Annotated in this window: 1 protein-coding gene; it reads right to left on the bottom strand. The window is 59.4% G+C overall.

All coding sequences use genetic code 11. From position 1 onward, the window contains the following. Nucleotides 1-73: 73 nt before the first annotated feature. Nucleotides 74-862, bottom strand: a 789-nt coding sequence (locus AC07U4_RS24830; protein ID WP_495197606.1) for a hypothetical protein, incomplete at its 5' end; no start/stop codon positions are given.

Genomic DNA, 862 nt, shown 5'->3' with positions numbered 1-862 from the left:
TCGTCTGGCGCGCCAATCCGAATGAGATCATCGCCGCAGTCAGACGCGGGCACCAAACGTTGGAATCAGTCCACTAGAAGACCTTGCGCATCGAGAGGGCGATTACTTGCCCCAAAGGGTCGCTTAGGATGCCGTAGGCCCTGCTGCCGGTACCCCCGATACCTTCGAAGCGGGGCCGTGCGTTGAATAGATTGTCGACAGAGACTTTCAGGCGAAAGCGACTGGGGTTCGAAGCCTCATCGCTGCGCCCGAAGTCATAGAAAAAATCCGCGTTGAACAGCGCCAGCGCGGAGATGCGGGACGCTCGGTTACCGTCTCCGCCTTGACCGCCTCTGTACCCACTCTTCCAAGTTCCTACGGCGTTCGCGCCGAATTGCCGGCCACTTACCGTTCCTTGCAGGACGATGCGGTGACGAGACGGGGTGGCGGCCGACAGGTTCAAAGGATTGCTGATGACGTCTACGATCGGGCTGTCACCTGTCAGCCGAATGCGATCGTCGAGGACAACGGCGTGATTTATCCCGATGTCCCAGTTGAGCCCTCCCGCATCGTTCGAACCTGCCGCCGTTGATCGGGCGCGGATCATCCCGAAGGTGTGCAAATTCCAAGAAACTGTCCTTGAAACCTCGCTGACACCGGAGAACGGCCGGCTGTCATATGAGGTGAGCACACCATCGGGAGTTCGCACGAACAGCTGTGGCAGCAACCTCTCGACCGACGCGGAGGGAGATGAAAAGCTCAGTGTCGGGCGCTCGATACGCGCCGCTGAATATGATGCGGAGAATGCAAAGCGCCGCCATGATCCGTTTGCTCTCACGGTGTCAGTCGATGCGGTGGACTGCTGCAAAAGAGGACTCCCGCC

This window comes from Sphingomonas sp. GW821-FHT02B09, assembly GCF_059421875.1.
Note: the sequence above shows the minus strand (reverse complement) of the source record. Positions and strands in the feature narration are given on the sequence as shown.